The sequence below is a fragment of the Helicobacter pylori genome, from assembly GCF_014496965.1.
GTDB classification, from domain to species: Bacteria; Campylobacterota; Campylobacteria; order Campylobacterales; family Helicobacteraceae; genus Helicobacter; species Helicobacter pylori_CZ.
In genome coordinates this window covers 12429-31289 of the sequence record NZ_JACTCR010000014.1, presented here as the reverse complement: position 1 = coordinate 31289, position 18861 = coordinate 12429, and the positions used below count along the sequence as shown (strand labels likewise).

The 18861-nt window shown below is 39.4% G+C and carries 11 protein-coding genes and 3 pseudogenes; all 14 read right to left on the bottom strand.

Translation table 11 applies throughout. The annotated features are described in order from the left end of the window. Positions 1-10: 10 nt before the first annotated feature. Positions 11-1192 carry a lipid IV(A) 3-deoxy-D-manno-octulosonic acid transferase gene (waaA, locus tag H7O61_RS05765; RefSeq protein WP_187875422.1) on the bottom strand — a complete coding sequence of 394 codons (1182 nt, stop codon included), beginning with the start codon at positions 1190-1192 and terminating at the stop codon, positions 11-13. After that, positions 1193-1972 carry a zinc ribbon domain-containing protein gene (locus tag H7O61_RS05760; protein WP_165519764.1) on the bottom strand — a complete coding sequence of 260 codons (780 nt, stop codon included), beginning with the start codon at positions 1970-1972 and terminating at the stop codon, positions 1193-1195. A gap of 9 nt (positions 1973-1981) precedes the next feature. After that, positions 1982-2713 (bottom strand): GTP cyclohydrolase I, encoded by a 732-nt coding sequence (locus H7O61_RS05755; protein ID WP_187875421.1) that lies wholly within the window; start codon positions 2711-2713, stop codon positions 1982-1984. Position 2714: 1 nt separating this feature from the next. Next, positions 2715-3611 carry a glycine--tRNA ligase subunit alpha gene (gene glyQ / locus H7O61_RS05750; RefSeq protein WP_187875420.1) on the bottom strand — a complete coding sequence of 299 codons (897 nt, stop codon included), beginning with the start codon at positions 3609-3611 and terminating at the stop codon, positions 2715-2717. A 13-nt stretch (positions 3612-3624) separates the two neighbouring features. Then, positions 3625-4563, bottom strand: coding sequence for an NAD(P)H-dependent glycerol-3-phosphate dehydrogenase (locus tag H7O61_RS05745; protein ID WP_187875419.1), 939 nt, complete (start codon positions 4561-4563; stop codon positions 3625-3627). Between the two features lie 131 nt (positions 4564-4694). Then, positions 4695-4886 (bottom strand): acyl carrier protein, encoded by a 192-nt coding sequence (gene acpP / locus H7O61_RS05740; protein ID WP_205252999.1) that lies wholly within the window; start codon positions 4884-4886, stop codon positions 4695-4697. Beyond that, positions 4877-6569 (bottom strand): annotated as a pseudogene (locus tag H7O61_RS05735) (dynamin family protein). Before H7O61_RS05735 ends, acpP begins: the two are co-directional and overlap by 10 nt. Next, positions 6566-8913: pseudogene (locus H7O61_RS05725) on the bottom strand (dynamin family protein). Before H7O61_RS05725 ends, H7O61_RS05735 begins: the two co-directional pseudogenes overlap by 4 nt. Before the next feature lie 2 nt (positions 8914-8915). Continuing rightward, positions 8916-10560: pseudogene (locus tag H7O61_RS05720) on the bottom strand (dynamin family protein). Between the two features lie 468 nt (positions 10561-11028). Beyond that, positions 11029-11310, bottom strand: a complete 282-nt coding sequence (locus tag H7O61_RS05715; protein ID WP_000880326.1) for a DUF3240 family protein — start codon at positions 11308-11310, stop codon at positions 11029-11031. 15 nt (positions 11311-11325) lie between these two features. Beyond that, positions 11326-14385: an efflux RND transporter permease subunit gene (locus H7O61_RS05710; protein WP_187875418.1), complete on the bottom strand. Its 3060-nt coding sequence runs from the start codon at positions 14383-14385 to the stop codon at positions 11326-11328. After that, positions 14385-15464 carry an efflux RND transporter periplasmic adaptor subunit gene (locus tag H7O61_RS05705; RefSeq protein ID WP_187875417.1) on the bottom strand — a complete coding sequence of 360 codons (1080 nt, stop codon included), beginning with the start codon at positions 15462-15464 and terminating at the stop codon, positions 14385-14387. Before H7O61_RS05705 ends, H7O61_RS05710 begins: the two co-directional genes overlap by 1 nt. Further along, the gene (locus H7O61_RS05700; RefSeq protein ID WP_187875416.1) at positions 15461-16759 is read right to left on the bottom strand and encodes a TolC family protein; all 1299 of its coding nucleotides are present in this window, start codon (positions 16757-16759) and stop codon (positions 15461-15463) included. Before H7O61_RS05700 ends, H7O61_RS05705 begins: the two co-directional genes overlap by 4 nt. Continuing rightward, positions 16749-18851, bottom strand: a complete 2103-nt coding sequence (gene glyS / locus H7O61_RS05695) for a glycine--tRNA ligase subunit beta (RefSeq protein WP_187875415.1) — start codon at positions 18849-18851, stop codon at positions 16749-16751. The genes H7O61_RS05700 and glyS overlap by 11 nt, the downstream gene beginning before the upstream one ends. Positions 18852-18861 lie beyond the last annotated feature (10 nt).

Below are 18861 nucleotides of genomic sequence, written 5' to 3'. Positions count from 1 at the left end.
TTTATCCTTTTTAATGTTTAATGAAAGCGAGCAATTCGTTTAAATCATGCCCGTTTTCTAAAAAACGCGCCACGCCTAAATTTTTGTAATCTAAAAGAGTGCCTAATAGATCCTCTTTTGGAACGATTTTATAAGGCTTGACTAATTCAAACAACGCCACCTGGTTGAAAAGATACTCCCCTGTGATCAAGCGCGTATTGAAAAACGCCGGCTCTAAAGGGTTATGCCCCCCCATTTTGACAAACGAACCCCCTAAAATGACAATGTCTGCGATCGCATAGAAGTTATTCAATTCCCCCAAGCTATCCACTAACAAAATATCGCATTCCACAAAACCCTTTGAAGAAAAACACTCCAAACTAAAACGAGTCGTTTTTAAAATATCTTGCAACAAATTTTGCACGCTTTTAAAACGCTCCGGGTGGCGCGGCACAACAATCAGTCTTGCGTTTTTAAAAGTCTTTTTCAATTCTAAAAACGCTTTTAACCCTAATTCCTCTTCGCCCTCATGCGTGCTGGCTAAAACAATATTTAAAGCGTTTGGGTTTTTAGGGTAAAACGAAGTGATCACAGGCTTTGAAAAACGCTTGATATTCAAAAAATCCACCACTTTTTTAGCCCCTAGATTCAACAAGCGCTTTTGATCATCCTTGCTTTGCGCTAAAATCAAATCAATGCGTTTGAATAAAATCGCATAAAAGAAAGAAAAACGCTGGTACTTGGGGTAAGAGCGAACGCTGATCCTAGCGTTAATGAGCATGGTTTTTGCCCCTAATTTTTGAGCCGTATCAAACACATTAAACCACAATTCCGCTTCTGTAACCACCAACATTTTCAAGCGTTTTAAGTTTTTTTCCCATGCGAATAATAGGGTTTCAAAAGGCAAGTAACGCACTTCTATGTGTTGAGAATGCTGGTAAGTTTGAGCGGCTAATTCAAAGCCGGTATTCGTGGTAACGCTGATTAAAATCGGCTCTTTTAAAGCGTGAATGATCGGCTCTAAAGATTTGACCTCCCCATAAGAGCATGCATGGAACCAAAAAACCGGCTCGCTTTTTAAAAGATTGTCTTTGAGAAAAAAACGAGCCTTTAAAGAATGGCGGTATTTTTCTTTAAAACTCAAAAGCAAGATGAAAGGTGCACAAAAAAGATGCCCCAAAGTCAAACATAAAAGGTAGAAAAACTTAAACAATCAAACGGATTCTTGGCTTTCTTCTTGGCTTTCTTTTGGTTGGCTTTCTTTTGGAGGTTGAGCGTTACTTTCATGTGCGCCCTCAGCGTATAAAATACGCCCGCAATACGGGCAAGTGATCATGTCCCCACTCGTTAGCACTTCGGTATAAATCTTATCGTTCAACCGAATAAAACAACCCCCACAAGCCTGTTTTTTGATCGTTACGATGCTCGTGTTTTTCGCCCATCTTCTAATCCTTTCATAAAAGCTATAGATTTTAGGCTCGGTTTTTTCCACGAGTTCTTCTTTCTTTTTAAAGATGATCTGTTGGGTTTCTTTGATGTTTTTGACTTCGTTTTCCACTAAGTTTTCCAATTCCAACGCTAATTTTTCAAGCTCTAGCATTTCCTTTTTCAAAACTTCTTGTTTTTCGCTTTTGTGCTTGATTTCATTTTGCAGGTTTTCAATTTCCCTGTTGGCTTGATTGGATCGTTCTTTAGCAATATCTTCTTCAATGTTTAAAGAGCGCAATTCCCTTTCGGATTTGATCTCGCTCATTTTCTTTTGGATACTGGCGATTTTAGCGTTCGTGTCTTGTAGGGTTTGCTCGTTTTTAGAAACCTGTAATTTTAGGGCTAATTTTTCTTCTTCCAAATTCAAAATCGCTTTATTTTTAGCTTCTTTATCATTCAAAGCCTTATCCAAGTCTTTCCGTTTTTCTCTGATCAACGGCTCTAAAGAGTCAATTTCTTTATCCAAATGCGAAATTTCAATCAATTGTTTGAGGTGGGTGTTCATCGCTTTCCTTTAAATGATTTGCAAGGGGTTTTTAAAATTCTCTATTGTAACCAAATAATCAAAAGAATGCAAAATTTCAGCCATAATGAGCACAAAACCCCTTTCGCTATAATAATGCGTGGCGTCAATCAAGCTTATCCCTAAAGATTGAGCGATCATAGCGTCATGGTATTTCACATCGCCTGTAACCAAGCAGCTTTGCGCTTTTAAAAAAGAAAACATGGACGCCCCCGATCCGCACACAAACGCTAAATCTTTAATGATTGGAGAACTTTTGACACACGCTAATTGTCCCACCCCTAAAGAAGATTTAATCCTTTCTAACAGCGCATCAAATTCTATATTGGCGTTTTCTTTCACTAACATAAGGCCTTTTTCCATCAAGCCATCAAACCCTAAAAGCGTGCACGCGAAATGCTTGTTTAAATGCGTTTTGTCAAAATTCGTGTGCATGCTGATGACTGAAATGTTTTTTTGGATTAGGATTTTTAAAATATTCCCCGGATAAGCCTCAACATTTAGCGTTTTTAAGGGCTTGAAAATTAAAGGGTGGTGCGTGATGATTAGGGCGTTTTGTGGCGCGTTTAGAGCGATTTGAAGCGTGATTTCTAAGCATGCGATAATGTGGCTAAACTCATGGTTTTTGCTCCCCACATTCAACCCGCTATTATCCCACGATTCTTGGAGTTCAAAAGGCGAAAGGCGGTTCAAAACTTCCAACACTTCCCTAACTAACGCCATTTTAAGCCTTTGTTAAAGCGTTTTTTAGGCGCTCTTCTCTTTCTTCTTCTTGCTCTTTATAAAGAACGGCGCACCCTTTGGCTAAATCCCTAATCTGTAAAATATAATTTTGCCTTTCAGCCACTGAAATCGCTTTTCTGGCGTCTAAAATATTGAAAAAATGCGAGCATAGCATCACCAAATCATAAGCCGGTAAGGGTAGCTTGTTTTCTAAGCAATGCAAGGCTTCGGCTTGGGCGTTTTTAAACATTTCTAACAGCCTTTTCACGCTCGCTACTTCAAAATGATACTTGCTGAATTCGTATTCGCTTTCCAAATGCACTTGCGCGTAACGAACGCTTTCATTATCCTTTTTAGCCCATTCAATCTCTAGGATATTTTCCACTTTTTGGACATACATCGCTAATCTTTCCAAGCCGTAAGTGATTTCCACAGGGATAGGGTTACAAGGAATGCCCCCCACTTGCTGGAAATAAGTGAATTGCGTAACCTCCATGCCATCAAGCCACACTTCCCAGCCAAGCCCCCATGCCCCTAAAGTCGGACTCTCCCAATTGTCTTCTACAAATCGTATGTCATGCTCACTAAGGTTTATCCCTAACACTTCCAAGCTTTTTAAATAGAGTTCTTGGATATTAGAAGGGCTTGGCTTGATAACCACTTGGAATTGGTAATAACTCCCCAAGCGGTTAGGGTTTTCCCCATAGCGCCCATCAGTAGGCCTTCTAGAGGGCGCGACATACGCCACATTCCACGGCTTTTTATCCAAACTCCTTAAAAGCGTGGCGGGGTGGAATGTCCCGGCTCCTGCAGGAATATCATAAGGCTGGATCACCAAACAGCCTTGATCTTTCCAATACTCTTGTAATTTTAATAATAAACTTGAAAAATCTTGCATGCTCTCTTTCCTTTTAAGTGCGTCTGATCAAATCGTTCATGCTCTCTAGCACACTCTTACCCTTTAAAAGCAAGGCTAATTCGCTCGCAATGGGCGTATAAATGCCGTATTTTCTAGCGATTTCCACAATGGCGTTGGTCGTTTTCACCCCTTCAGCCACTTCGCCCAATTCTTCTAAAACCACCTCTAAAGGCTTGTTTTGGGCTAGCCCCAAACCCACACGATAATTCCTAGATAAAATAGAATTAGCGGTTAAAAACAAATCCCCAGCCCCAGAAAGCCCTAAAAAAGTCTCTGTCTTGCCCCCAAAGAACGCCCCAAAGCGTTGCATTTCCACTAAACCCCTAGATAATAAACTCGCTTTAGCGCTATTGCCTAATTTCAAACCATCACAAACCCCCCCAGCAATGGCTATCACATTTTTATACGCGCCAGCGATTTCACCCCCTATGATGTCTTGTTGGGCGTAGGCTCTGATAAAAGAGGGGGTTTTATTGGCAAATTCTAGCGCTAAAGCCTGATTATTAGAATGAATGACTAACGCGCAAGGCAGGCCTTGAATGATTTCAGCTGCAAAACTCGGACCCGCTAAAAAACACAAAGAATCAGGATCGATAAAATCCTTTGCGATCTCGCTCACAAACGCCCTGTTTAAAACCTCTATCCCTTTAGAAGCGATTAAAACATTAGCGTTTTTGGGTAAAGAAGCGTTTTGAAACCATTCCCTTAAATGCTGCACGCTAATAGCGATGACATAGAGCGCTGCTTTTAAGCCTCTTTGTAAATCCACTTGCTCTATGGGGGCAGAACCTTTAGAAATCAAAGCGTCATTGAGCTTTTTTAACGGCTCGTTTAGATCGCGCCTTGAAATGATTTTGACTTCATTCTTTTCTCCAAAAGCAAAGGCTAAAGCCCTCCCCCACGCCCCGCCACCAAATACTGCAATTTCCATTAAATTCCTAATCTCATTGATTGTAAAACTCACCATTTTACAATAATAAGTTTAAAATAGCCCTTACATTCAAAACGCTGTCTTTGATTAAAACATATAAATATTAAATAATATTTTAAAATTAAAAAGCGTTAAATTAGTTGTTTCTCAATATATCTCATTGCATCGCCCACATTGACGATTTTTTCCGCTTGCTCATCAGAAATCTCAATGCCAAACCTTTCTTCTAACGCCATGACTAATTCCACGACATCTAAAGAGTCCGCACCCAAATCCTTCACAAATTTCGCTTCTGGCGTAACTTGTGATACATCTATTTCCAACTGCTCAGCAATAACTGCCTAAAAGTTTCAAATAAATTCGTATCATTCGTATTGAAAGCTTTATTGTTATTTTGTTGATTTTTTGATCGCCTCCACTCTCGCAAATCGTTTTGAAGCTTCTCATCGTTTAAAAACTTTTGATAAACTTCCTCATTTGTTTCTTAAATCTTTAAGTATTGACAAATTTGCTAAAGAATAGTCTAATTGTAGCAGTTTATTATCATAATCTATCCAATCTCTACATTGTTGGATTTCTTCTTGACTCAAATCATACCAATCCAAGTAAAACAAACTGCGATCCCTAAAATACAGCGCCATTTTTTTGATTTCTTCAAACTCTCTGTAGTTTGCTTCATCGTCCTCTTCGTCGTCGTTTTCTGCTTTGTATTTTTCCCAAGTGAAAGCGCTCACGCGATCAAAGACTTTATCAATGCTTCCTTTAAACAAGCCAATCACTTCATTCAATCGCGTTAAATCCTCTTCTTTAGATTGCTCTTGCTCGGCAAATTCTTTTTCTAAAATCTCAATTCTTCTAAAAATTTTATCGCTGAAATCATCAAAGCCATTTTGCATCAAATCCAGTTTGACAGAATGCAAAGCCTTTTGGTAGTGTTTGAATCGGCTAGCGTCTTGCTTAATAGCCCTTTCATACATGGAATGCACCTCGTATAAATATCCTAAAATTTCGTTTTGTTTCTCGCTCCTTTGATTTAACTTCATTAGAAATTCCTCAAGCGAGTCAAAAACAGGGCTTTTTTCGCTGAACTCTTTATATTCTTGATACCTTGTAGCGCTGTAAGTGCAAATCCCTAAAAATTCAATGCCATGATCTTTTAAAGTCTCTCTAATTTTCTTAGCGACTTCTTCTAATTGGCTTTTTGCACGCCTATCAGCCCTACTCAATACGATAAAAACCTGCTTGCCCTCTTCTTCGTATAATTCTTGCAAAAACTCTAAATCACCGCTTTCAATACCCCCACGCTCGCAACTAATAAGCCATAAAATGTGTTTAGCATGCTTTAGGGATTCTTTAGAGGCTTCTTTGTCCCCACCCGTATAGCCTTGATTGGCAGGGTTAAAACCAGGCGTGTCTATGAAGCATAAAAATTCAAAAGGCGCGCTAGGAGTGCTCAAAAGCATGAAAGGCATGATTTCTTTCAAATTAAAGCCAAGGGATTTTAAAAACTGATGATCAAAAGCGAGATGGGGTAATTCCACCATGCCTCCATTTTGAGAAAACCCCATTAAAACTTCTCTTTTACCCTTTAAGCAATAAGTGGGGATAGCTGTAGTGGGATTCATGTCTTCGGGGAGTTTTAATTTCAAGCCCAACAAGTTGTTTAAAAAAGTGGATTTGCCCGCGCTAAACCCTCCCCCCACCGCAACGATGGTTTTTTGGAACAAACTAGGGTAGCTCGCCACCAATTGCAATTCTTTTTGGATTTCTTGGAGCGTCAGTAACGCTATTTCCTTTTCTTTGAGCGAATCCACGCCGCTAGCGAACTCTAAAAACTCGTTGTCTAAAATGCTCTGGTATTCTTCTAGCCCTTCATTGCTTGTTTTGGCGTTTAAAATACGAGCGATTAAATCGTAGCGTTCTTTTAAGCTCACCAGCTCTGTATTGTGGTGGTTTTCAGCCTTGCTATTGTTATTAAAAATACCATTAAAAAAATTAATGCTCATTGGATCCCCTTTAAAGCGTTGATTTTTGCGTCTAATTGAGCGATGGATTGCTCTTTGTTTTGCGCTTGATTGTGCAAGTCTTGCATGTCTTTTTGGAGTTTTGAAAGCACCCCATTAGCAAAATCTTGTTCTTCTAGATCCTCTCTTAAACCTTGGATATAGCCTTTCACATCTTTTTTAGCCTCAGCTTCAAAACCTCTCACATGATTTTCCACGCTTTGTATGAAAGCATTAGCTTCATCGCCTTTTTAAAAAGCCCGTTTTCCCCCCTATCTCGCCAGGAAGCTTATCGGCATAATCAAACTCTTCAAATTCAATGGAATCCAAAACAGCTTTCACGCTTTTTTTGAAATCCACCTCATCAATCAAATCATCAGAGATGATTTCGTGCAATTGAGAAAAGACTTTAGCGTAGAGTTCTTTTTTAAAAACGACTTTAAAAGATTTAACGCTGTCATTCAAAGCTCCTTCGCAGCTTTCATGCATCTCTGTCAAATAATCAAGCACCGCTCCGGCTTTAATCACTGCTCTTGTGCGTTCTACTTCCTCATAACCCCAATCTTTTTCACCAAAAACGCTACCAAACCATCTTGCCCAACCTCCCAAACCGCCTTGCTCCACTCTTTCAGTGTAATACTCTGTTACTTCTTCCTCTTCCTTTCTAGTGCTCGCCCTAGCCGTTTGGATAGCTTTCTTCAATGTTTCTTCCAATCCAACTCTAATCTTGTTGATGAAATGCAAGATAAATTCTTCATACGCTTCCCTAAACTTCATTTCAATGTTACCAGAGAGGTTTTCATAAGCCTTTATTTGCTCTTTGATAGCGCTAATGTCAGCGTTTTTAACCCTCTTTTTTTTCTTCCTCTAGGTCTTGCAACAACTGCGTTATGAATTTATGGAGATTGTTTGCTTGGCTCTCTGCGTAATTTTGCAATTTTTGAGACATGGTTTTTTCTTTCTCTTTGGCGGCTTTTTTTAAACGCTCTTCAATCGCGCTCATATTGCTTAAAAACAATAAGCTTTCTTTAGACTTATCATCGCTACTAAAAGCGTCAGGATAAGAATCTCTTAAATTCCGTAAGGCATTGTGATACTCTTCTGTTTTTTGGCTTCTTTCCCAAGAAGCTTGGTTGTTGAAATCTTTATGCATGCTAAAGCAATTCCCTGAAGCCAAAATGACGCCATTTTTGATTGCTTTTTCAAAAACCTCTCGTTGGTTAGGGTAGGTTTGAATCAACGCTCCCATGATATTATTTAATTGAGATGAAAGGGATTTTTGCGCGTTTTCAAAGGCTGTAGGGAGGTATTGGTTGGATTTTTCCACTTCACCCATAGAGCCAACAGTGCTGTCGGCTTGGCTTGCCACAAAATAAATTTCTTGAAGGCCTTCTTTATGAGAAACCCTGTCAAACAAACTCATATCGCTATCCGTTAAAAACTGACCAGAAGGGCTTACGATAAACACCACATCGCAATCTTTCAATAAGGCTTTGGTGCGCTCTTCTCTGGAAGCGATGGGATCATTCACGCCCGGGGTATCAATCACTTCCAAATCTTTAAGGTTGGGGTTATTCAAAGAAATTCGCACCGCTTTAGTGTAGGGCATATACTTCCCGTCCGTGCCCACGAATTGGAGCAACTTTTGATTCAGCTCTTGTAAGCTGTTGGCTTGAATACGCGGATCTAAGTTTTTCGTGTTGAGCGATCCGCTTTTTTTCATTTTTTTGTATTGATCGTGTGATGAAACGAGTCTTGTATCCTTTTCTAACTCGTTTTTAGCGATCCTTTCAGCCCTTTTTACTATTTCTTCATCGCTTAAAACCCTCTCTTTGGGCGCTGCTTCAGTGTTTTTATTTCTGCCAAACATTTTGTTGCCAGCATTCCTAAATCCCTCTTTAGCCCTATTTGCCAAGCTCTGTTTTTCTTTTTGCTTTTTGACTTCTTCTTCAACAATCCTGTTAAACTCCCTTACATACCTTTCATGTTCGTTTTCAAGCTCTGCAATATCCTTTGGACTATAAAACTCCACTTCAGCGCTCAGGGTATTGGCGTATTTTAAAGTGGTAAGGCTAGCCGTCATGGGCGTTGCCGCTTTGGGTAAAACTTCTACACCCTCAAAAATCAAAGCGTTTAAGAGCGAGCTTTTACCCGCTTTCACGCACCCGATGATACCGACTTTAAGATCCCTATCTTCAGCCTGCATTTCTTTTAGCGTTTTCTCTAACTCTTCGGTTTTAATCACAGAGTTTTCGCTCATAAAAGGCTTCGCTTTTTCTTGTAAGCCTTGTTCTTTTAGCGCTTTTTCAATTAAAGCGCTTTTTTTAATGAGTTCTTGCGCGTTCATTATTAATCCTTTAAATATTGTTGTTCTAGATCGCTTAAAGCGTTGATCTTGTTTTCTAAGATTTGTTTTTGATTTTCTAAATCGTTTAGGTGTTTTTCTTTTTCCTTTTGAGCGAGCGCGATTTCTTGTTTTTTATGCGTGATTTCCAGTTCGCACCGATCTTTTAAACCTTTTAGGGAATTTTCCAAGCATTCATTAAACAAGCCCGGTAAAACTTTTTTAAGCTTGTATTGAACCTCTGGTATCACTTTGACTTCAATCAGATTTTCTAATTTCGCCCGCTCTTTTTCCTCGTTTCTAAAGAATGAAGCGATGATATTAGGCAGTAATGTCAGTAAATCTTTTAAAAGAGGTTTTAGCCCTTGCAAGATCAGCGCGAAGGGTCTTGTAACCGGGTGCTTGGCTAAAATCACGCTTAAGGCGTTGATCCCTAATTCAAGGCCATGCTCTACATTTACAGAAAAGCCGCTAGAAAGCTGCGTGTTGTTCAAGCTTGCAAATTCCACGCAAAAATCTTTTGAAGAAGAAAGGTTGATCTCTTCAATCTCTAATTTAGCGTTTTTGATCAAGCTTTGTTGCATGATGCTTTCTATTTCGCTATTGAACTCGTTAGGCTTGTTGATTAAAGAGGCTAAATAGGATTTTTGCTCCCTGATCTCTTCTATGACTTTTTTAACCACAGAATTTACAGCCACGCTAGAATATTCTTCTTCTAAATTAGCCCTTAATTTTTCATAGGTTTTTTCAATGTCTTTAACGCCCAAATCCAAAGCCTTGATCTTTTCTAAAGCCTTTTCTTTAGAGTAATCAAAGCTTTCCATCACGCTTTTTAGGCTGTTTTGTAACTGGGAATTTAAAAACTTCAATCGTTTCAAATACAAAGCGCTAAAAAGCTTTTCAGCGTCTATTTTATCCGCCACCTCTAAAAGAGCGTTATTGTCTTTATTGGAATGGATGAGGCGCGTTGTCAAATCAAGGTGATCCTGAAGTTGCTCTTCAATATAGTGAGAAATCTCTTCCACTTGCGAAGGCGTTCTTAAATTCGTTTTGCTCAAAATAAAGCTAAGGCCTTTGTCAAACTCTAAAAGGTTTTTTAATTCCCTAACCATGCGTTTAGTGAGACTGCCCTCTTCGACGCTTGTGAGAATGACAAAATGCACGCCTCTTTCTAAATATTCCAAAATGGCATGGGTGTGGCTTGAAATAGGGCTATCAAACCCTGGCATATCCACAAACACTAAAGGAGCGCTGTTTTTCAAAGCTTCATTATTCAAATAAACCTTAAGGTAGGAATACTTAGGTGCATTCTCTTTAATAATCTCAAAACTTTGCTCATTCAGTTCAAAACTTTCTGCTTTTTCATCTTATTTGAAAAAGCCTCTATGCGTTCATTAGCGCTATAGTGCAACTCTGTGGCTAAAGAAGTCTCTGGCGTGATAGCGGTAGGCAAAACGCTCTTCTCTAAAAAGCGGTTCAATAGCGTGCTTTTCCCTGCACTAAAATTCCCCACAACGGGTATCACAAGCTGTTGTTTTTGAATGCTTGCTAAAAGCGTGGAACATTCTATTTTATCAATCTCTACTTCTTTTAAAACTTCTAAAACCTGTTCTAAAAACTTCAAAAATTTGTCTGTGCGCGTAAAATCATCATCAATCCTTTATAATTAAAATCTAAAATCCAAACAAGACGCAAAAATCCCTAAAATAAAATATGGATAGGGTTTATATGGGTATGGGTTTATATGGGGGTGAAAAGATAAAACGGCTGACTAGAAAGAGAGAGAGAGAGAGAGAGAGAAAGCGGATTTTTAAGAATAATCATCATTACAAACTCCTAGCACCATTTAATGGTTGGTATTATACTTGATTTTTCACAATCAAAACTAAAAAACTCAAAAATATTAAAGAGCTTGATTTTAATCAAGCGATAGCTTATAAAAAGCGGTCTTCTTGGGTTAGGGGGATTTAGTTGGGGGTTAATGGGGGAGAGTTAAGCGCAAAATACCCCCCTATCCCCTTAAGAGAATGAGTTTCAAAAACAAGGTAACTAAAACCCCATTTTTTAAAAAAGTTAAAAATTTTAGTTATTGGCATTTAATGAAAAACGCCATGCGTTTTACAACCCATGCGTTTGAGAATAAAACAATTTCATTTCTTTAGAAGCGAACTGGTTTTTTAACGCTTGGGCTAGAGGTAAAGCGACTTCCTCGCTTAAAAAAAGCTTGAATTTAGCGTAGTCTTTACGCCCGCTCACCTGCTCTTTTTGGCTTAAAAGCAGCGAAGAAGCGGCGTATTTATAGCATTCCACATAAAAAAAATCATCAAAGCCTTTTTCAAACAGATAATCTATTAAAGCGTCTTTCAAGCAAATATCAATATAAATTTCTAAAGCCAGCATGCGAAATCCTTCAATTCAAACGATTTTAATCTTTTTAGCGATGAGCATGAACATGGGCGGCAGTAAGAGTAAGGTTAGAGCGCTTGAGGTAACTAAGCCTCCAAGTACCACGATCGCTAAAGGTTTTTGGACTTCGGATCCCACGCTATGAGAAAATAATAAAGGTATCAAACCCAAACCGGCAATGCAAGCGGTCATTAAAACCGGCCTCAAACGCCTTTTAGCGCCCAATAAAACGCATTCTTCTACGCTTTTTCCTTGCAAGAGAAGCTCTTTAAAATAACCTATCATCACCACGCCATTTAAAACCGCAATCCCAAAAAGAGCGATAAAGCCCACGCTCGCTGGCACGGAAATATACTCCCCGACCACAAACAACGCAATAAGGCCTCCGGTAACCGCAAAAGGGATATTCAAAAGAATGAGCAAGGCTAAAGGAATGCTTTTAAAAGTGAAAAAAAGAATGAAAAAAATCGCTAAGATGCTTAAAGGGATAACGGTGGAAAGCCTTTTGTTGGCCCGTTGCTGGTTTTCAAACTGCCCCCCATAAGTGATATAGTAGCTTGGAGGGAGTTTGATGTTTTGAGCGATCACTTTTTTAGCCTCTTCTACAAAAGAGTTCAAATCGCGCCCCACCACATTACTGCGAACCACGCTCATGCGCATTGAATTTTCACGCACGATAGAAACAGGGCCATCCACTTCTTCAATTTTAGCGATAGAAGTGATAGGCACTAAAACGCCATATTTTGAAGTCAAGGCTAAACTTTTGATTTTAGTGATAGAGCTTGCAAAATCGCTCTCTTGGCGGATCATCACCGGCGTGCGTGAAATCCCTGTAGGGATCACATCCACAACCAAGCCCTCTAAAGCGGATTTTAAAAACTTGGAAAATTCATTGCTAGTGATCCCCACATCCGCCATCGCTTCTTTGTTAGGGGTTACATACAAATAATTCACGCCCTCATTGAGCGTGGTTAAAACTTCACTGGATCCTTTAATCCCTTTTAGAGCTTGCGCGATTTGAAAACTCAATTTATTCAATTCGCTAATATCATCTCCAAAAATCTTAACCGCTAAATCCCCTCTAACCCCTGTAAGCATTTCAGAAATCCTCATTTCAATGGGTTGGGTGAAAGAAAAGTTAATCCCCTTAAAGTCTTTTAAAGAATCCATGATTTTTTCTAATAATTCATCTTTAGTTTTAACGCTCCATTCTTTTTTAGGGATGAAAGAAATAAAAGTATCGGTTTGATTCAAGCCCCCTAAATCCAGCCCCAATTCATCGCTCCCTGTGCGCGCGACAATGCTTTTAACTTCCTTGACATGCTTTTTAATCGCGCTCTCAATGTTTAACATGAGATCTTTAGATTGATCTAAAGAAATAGAAGGGGTGGTTTCCACGCTCAAAACCACATCGCCCTCATCTAAAGCGGGCATGAAATTCTTCCCCACAAAAGGGAATAAAGAAAGGCTTGCGATTAAAAAAACAAACGCTCCTAAAATCACTTTTTTAGGGTTATGCACAAAAAATTCCAATAAAGGGGCGTAGATTCTGTTTAAAAACCTCGTTAAAAAGGTTTCACTATGGGGCGTGGCTTTTAAGACAAGAGAGCTGACTACAGGAATGATAGTGATGGATAAAACTAAAGTGCCTAAAAGCGCATACACAATGCTTTGCGCTAAAGGCCTAAACATCTTGCCTTCTAACCCCTGTAAGGTTAGAATCGGCACAAAAAACACAATAATGATCACCACCCCGCTCACCACTGAAACGGCGATTTCTTTACAAGAGCGATAGATCGCATGGAGTTTAGTGGTTTTAGTGTTAGCGCTTAATTTTTCAAAAGCGTTTTCCACCACCACCACGGATGAGTCAATGAGCATGCCTATAGCGATAATCAACCCCCCCAAACTCATCAAATTTAAAGTCAAATTATTGAGCTTGATAAAAATAAACGCCACGGACAAGCTTAAGGGTAAAATCACCCCCACAGCCACGCTCGCCCTCAAATTCCCTAAAAATAAAAAGAGCGTGATGATGATTAAAACAACGGCTTCAATGAGCGTTTTAGAAACGGTGGCAATGGCTTTTTGCGTGAATTCTGAGCGATCATAAAAAACATTAATGGACACGCCATTCGGTAAAAAGGGTTTTAATTCTTCTAGTTTTTGATACACTTGAGTGATGATTTCTTTGGTGTTAGCGTCTTTTAAAGAAAGCACTAAGCCCTCTGTGGTCTCGCCCACGCCATCTTTAGTAACAAACCCCAAACGGGTGCGAGACTGGCTGATGACTTTCGCAAAATCCTTAATGTGCAAATGCCCTAAATTCGTGGAAACGGTGATTTTGCCAATGTCTTCTAAACTCAAAGAAGCGGTTTGGATTTTGACTAAAAAGGTTTCGCCATCTCTATCCACGCGCCCCGCTCCGCTGTTTCTTAAATTCACTCTCACAGCCGATTCTAAATCAGAAATACTCACCCCAAGCCTTGCCATGTCATTAAAATCCGGCACGATCACAAACGCCCTGCTAAAGCCTCCAATGGAATTGACATCCGCCACGCCGCTAATCATTCTTAATTGCGGGCGGATCACAAAGTCTAAAAGCTGTCGTTTTTCTATCTCGGTGATATTGCCATCAATGGTGAACATAAAGATGTCTGATAGCGGCGTAACAATGGGCGCCATGCCCCCCTCAACCCCCACGGGTAAATCTTTCATCACGCTGCTCAAGCGCTCATTAACAATGTTTCTCGCTAAATAAATATCCACGCTGTCATCAAAATCTATCGTAATGTCTGAAATAGAATATTTTGAAACACTTCTTAAAGATTTTTGCCCTTTTAAACCCAAAAGCTCTAATTCTAAAGGGCGCACGATATTATTTTCCATTTCTTCAGGGCTAGAGCCGGGGAGTTTTAAAATGATTTTAACTTGAGTGGGCGAAATATCCGGGAAAGCATCCACTGGAGTGTGGATAAAACTATAAGTCCCAAAAAACAAAATAAGAATCGCGCCAACAATCACAATCACTCTCTGGCGTAAGGAAAATTCAATAATGGAAGCGAGCATTATTCCTCCCCTAAATTGTTGATCATGCCTTTTAACCCTATCAATGACCCCACTGCCACGCTGTCATTGGGGTGTAAATTTTGAGCGTTCACGATAAAAATCTTGCTGCGCTCTTCTAAAACTTGAACCACCACAGGCTTAAAACCTTTAGGCGTTCTCACAAACACTAAGTAATCTTTCCCGTTTCTGATTAAAGCGTTTGAAGGGATTAAAACGGAGTCTTTGGGTTGAGAGCCTTGAATATACATTTCTACCATTTCCCCCACATGGTAATTGCCCTCATCTAATAAAGCGGTGGCTAAAATCGTGTTAGAGCCTTTGTCTAACACCACCGAAACGCTTTGGATCTTCCCGATTTTTTCCCCCTCTTCATTATAGACCGGCGAATCCCTTTTAATAGTTTTAGAAACACCTACAGGCAATTTAATTTGAGCGATCAAATCATCGCTTTTTGAAATACGCACATAACTAGTGAAAGCTAAAATCTTCTCGCCCACATTTTTAGGCGCTAACGCTAAAAGACCGCTATCTCTAGCCACAATCCTAAAACCATACTGCCCTTTAGGGTTTTTGGGATCCACGCCAAAGCTTTTAAACTCACTCTCTAATTGTTCCACCTTTAAGCCCATTTCTTCACTGGTTAGAAAGCTCGTTTGATACTCTCTTTTAGGGATCACCCCCGCCCTATAAAGCTCTAAATCTTTTTTAGTAATATCTTTAGCGATTTTTAATTTATTTTGGTTGTTTTGCAATTCAAAATACAGATTGCTCAAATCAATAGAGCTCACTTCACAGATCGCATCTCCAGCTTTCACCTGCTCGCCCTCTCTTTTATAAACCGCGACCACAGACGCATCAAAACTCAAGCTCTGCACCACAGAACTTTTACTATCAAAATCAATATAAGCGTTAAAAGGAAGCCCTTTACTAAAAATTTCTTTATCTAATTTAATCACCTTTAACCCCATGGGTTGCAAGTTTTTTTCTTCTAAAACAATTTCTGGATACTCTTTGGCTTTTAAAGAAACACCCATTGAAAAAACGCCCATTAACATAAGCCACCATAGCGCCCGCTTCAATGCAATACTCCTAATCTGGTCAAGCTCTCCCCTAAAGTTTCTTCTAAAAGCGCGCTAATATCAATGTATTCAATCTTAGCTTCCGCTAGAGTGATGAGGGCGTCCATGTAAGAATTTTGATAAATCAAGTATTCAAAAAGCCCGATTTTTTGGGCTTCATAAGCGATGCGCCCCATTTCCATCAAACGCTTCTTATTGGCAATGGCTTCTTTTTGGGTTTCAATGTATGCTTCTTTGGTTTTGAGCTGGTTTAAGTAGGAGTTGGCGTTGATTCTAATGTTTCGTTTCATCACTTCATTTTGCGCGAGCGTCCCGCTTTGCAAATCCAAGAATTTACGCTTTTGATAGATGTTTTTAGGCGTTACCGGTAAAGGGATACGCACTTCCACGGAAAGATTAGTGGAAGAGTTATAGCTTTCAGAGCCAATCCCAAATTCAAATGCATTAAACACGTCTCTATTAGCCAGTTTCGCATTCACCTGATAATCTTTAGCCGTCAAATCCAAAATATCCACATACAACGAGCGATCCAATTTGAACTTTAAAGCTTCAGGCTCTAATCGCACGTATTCAAAATCCAAACCGATCACCTTGACGTCATGCAAATGGTCTAAATAAGTGTCAAAATGTGCCCCCTCTTTGACCGGCTCCACAATCGCTAGCATCGTGTCTAGCATTTTTTCTAAATCTATGAGTTTTGTTTCCACATTGGTTTTAGCGAGTTTGGATTCCAAATAAGAATTATTGAAGTTGATATAATCTTTTTCGCTCATGCTGCCGGCTTTGACTTTTTCTTTGGCGATTTTGAGCTGCGAATAAAAGTTCGCTTCCCGTTGCGCATACACCTGATACTTTTCCTTAGTCATCACATAAGTCAAATAAAGGCGTTTAGCGCCAATAAAAGCGAGATTTTTATTCAATTGATAGCTTTTATCGTATTGAATGGTTTTGATAGAAAGGCTTTTGGATAAAAGCGAACTCACCCATGGGAGCTTGGGTCTTACCACTAAAAGGGTTCTGGGCTGTGCTTCTATAATGCCTTGGAAGTTTTTCACCATAGAGGTTTCATTCTCAATGAAAGGGAAATCCCAAGCATTCACGGAGCGTTGCTCATTCAAACGGCTTTTAAAATCGGCTTTTTTGCCGATCAGCTCCATTGAATTAATTTCTACTTCTTTAAAAAACTCTTGTAGGGTAAAGGTTTTCGCGCTAAGCATGCCCGCACTCAACATGCTTATTAAAAAAGTTACCCCCAAAAAACGCTGGACTTTGCGTTTGACAGCATTAAATCGCAATTTCTTTAATATCCCCAATTTCTAAGAAACTTTGATACACGCCCCACAAGAAATTTTTACGATTTTTTTGGATTTCTATATCTTTATCCATGACTAGCACGCTTTTAAAATACTCTTCTAAGGGCGCATGCAAACCAAAATAAGCCTCTATTTTGCTATCCAAACTCTCAAAAGCGCTCGTTTTGATCGCATTGAACGCTTCAAAAAGGGCATGCTCTTGCGATTCTTTAAAAAGATGGGTAGAAAACTCGCTTGATTCGTTAGGGTTCCTGTCTTTATTGATATTGGCTAGGCGTTTGAAAGCGCTAAAAAGCAACTCTTTTTTTTGAGCGTTCTTGGGATCGTCTAAAAAGCGTTTTAAGGCCTTGACTTTTTGAATGATTTTAACGATGTCTCGCTCGTTGGTGTTTAACACGCTCCTTATAATAGAGGGGTTACAATCTATTAGATTATTAAAGCGCTCCAATAAAAACTTCTCTAAAACCTCTAAATCAAAGCTTTGATAAACGCCCACTTTTTCAAAGAGATTTTTTAAATCCGCTTTCAAGTCAAATTCTAACCCATAATGCACGATGATTTTCAATAGCCCAAAACTCAAGCGCCTTAAAGCAAAAGGATCTTTAGATCCGCTAGGGATTTTACCCACGCTAAAAAGAGAAAACAGGCTGTCTATTTTCAAGCTCAAAGCCACGATCGCACTAAAAACGCTAGAGGGCAAAGGAGCGTTTTCGCTTGCGGGCAAATACTGCTCTTTCACACTCAAGGCGACTAACTCGTTTTCATTTTGTTTTAAAGCGTAGTAATAGCCCATGATCCCTTGAAGTTCGCTAAATTCATACACCACTTCACTGAGTAAATCCGCTTTAGCGATTTGAACGGCTCGGCCAATTAACTCAAGGGCTTTTTCTAAAGGCATGTTTAAAGATGAAAGGTATTTTTGCGTCAAGTATTGAGCGATGGTTGATTCTCGCTCCATTTTATCTTTTAAAGTCCCTAAACCTTGCACAAAAACCACGCTCTCTAAAGGGGCGTTATCTAAAGGCTTTTTGAGATCGTTTTCATAAAAGAAAACCGCATCGCTCAAGCGGGCTTTTAAAACCTTTTGATTGCCTAAAATGATTTTTTGCTTGTCTTTATTGGTAGCGTTGCTCACCACAATAAAGCCGTTGTGTAATGTTGGGCTTTCTTGGCTTTTTTGACTAAAGGCCGCAAAATAGCGTTGGTTTTCTTTCATGGAAGTGGTGATGATTTCACTAGGTAATTTTAAAAACGCCTTGTCAAACTCCCCCAAAAGCGCGCTGGGGTATTCCGTGATCGCTACAACCTCATCTAATAAATCCCTATCTGTTTCTACGATGATGTGGTGCTTTGTTTCTAGCTCTTTAATTTCTTGTAAGATTTTAGCTTCGCGCTTTTTAGGGTCTAAAATGACATGGTTTTTTTCTAAAACTTCAAAATACGCTTTAGGGCTATCCACTTCAATAAAATCAAAACCCTCTTGTCGGTGCGCTTTGGTGGCTTGTTTGGTTTTAAAGCCATACTCTTTGACTTCAATATCGTTAAAATTTTCCCCATTAAACAACACGCAAATATTATGAATGGGTCTGATAAAGCTTTTTTCCACATTGCCCCAACGCATAGACTTCCCGAAATTCAAACCCTCTAAAAACTCTAACACAATGGGCATGATTAAGTCTTTTGTAGGCTGTTTGGCGTGGATTTTAGCGTGATAAAGCACTTCTTTATTGTTTTTAAACGCTGTTTGGAAATGCTGGTGATCCTTTAGTCCTAATTTTTGATAAAACCCTAAACCTAACGCGTTCAAGCCTTGCGTTTTATCTTGATTGTTGCATGCGATTTTAACGGGAGGGCCAAAAAATTCCTCTTTAGTTTCTTGCGTTAAAAGAGGAAAGTCTTTAATGAACAAACACAAGCGCCTAGGGGTGTAAAAAACCTCTATATTTCCCACTTCTAAAGCGCGTTTTTGAAAAAGAGCGTGGAGTTTTTTAGGCATTTCTTTATATTCATTCAATAACGCTTGCGCGGGCAATTCTTCAACTAAAACTTCTACTAACAATTCATCTGAATGCAAAATCTCAATT